Origin of the sequence: Vibrio penaeicida (assembly GCF_030689305.1) — a bacterium.
GTDB lineage: Bacteria > Pseudomonadota > Gammaproteobacteria > Enterobacterales > Vibrionaceae > Vibrio > Vibrio penaeicida_B.
In genome coordinates this window covers 1-689 of the sequence record NZ_JAUYVM010000067.1, presented here as the reverse complement: position 1 = coordinate 689, position 689 = coordinate 1, and the positions used below count along the sequence as shown (strand labels likewise).

Genomic DNA, 689 nt, shown 5'->3' with positions numbered 1-689 from the left:
TCTTCTTGGGTCCAACCGCCTAAACGTTCTTCTACAACAGGTAAGTCATTCGTACCTTGAATGGTGATTTCAACCGAGCTGGCTGTACCATCGGTGGTGGTGACTGGGTAGGTAAAGCTTTCACTTTCCCCGACTCTTAAATGGTCAAATGTGCTGCTGGCGGTAAACGTCCAATTACCACTTGCGTCAATCACAAAGGTGCCTAGCGCGTTGGTAATGGTATTGGCGGTAAAACTGTTATCCGGTCCATCTACATCCGTGCTAGTCAGTGTTCCTGAAGAAGTAAGAACACTGTCGGTTTCAACGAGCGTGACCGAACCTGACGACACAACCGACGCATCGTTGGTGCCTTTTATACCGATCAAGACCTCTACCGTCGTTTCACCGCCATCTTCGTCCGTGACCTTGACTTGGTATGTTTCAAACAGCTTCTGACCTTCTTTAAGGTAGTCTGCTTTGCCGGGGATCAATTCAAACGTCCAGACCCCTTCGGCATTTATTTTGAAAATACCTACGCTGTCTGCCGGTGCGGTCCCGCCCACTACGGCAAACGTATGATTGTCGTTATCCAAATCCTGAACGACAAGATTCTTCACAATGCGCGTTGTACTGTCTTCTTGGGTCCAACCACCCAAGCGCTCTTCTACCACAGGTAAGTCGTTAGTTCCTTGAATGGTGATTTCAACCGA

1 protein-coding gene is annotated in these 689 nt (G+C 48.6%); it reads right to left on the bottom strand.

What is annotated here, in order from left to right:
* Nucleotides 1-689, bottom strand: a 689-nt coding sequence (locus tag Q8W40_RS28030; protein WP_305402110.1) for a VCBS domain-containing protein, incomplete at both ends; no start/stop codon positions are given.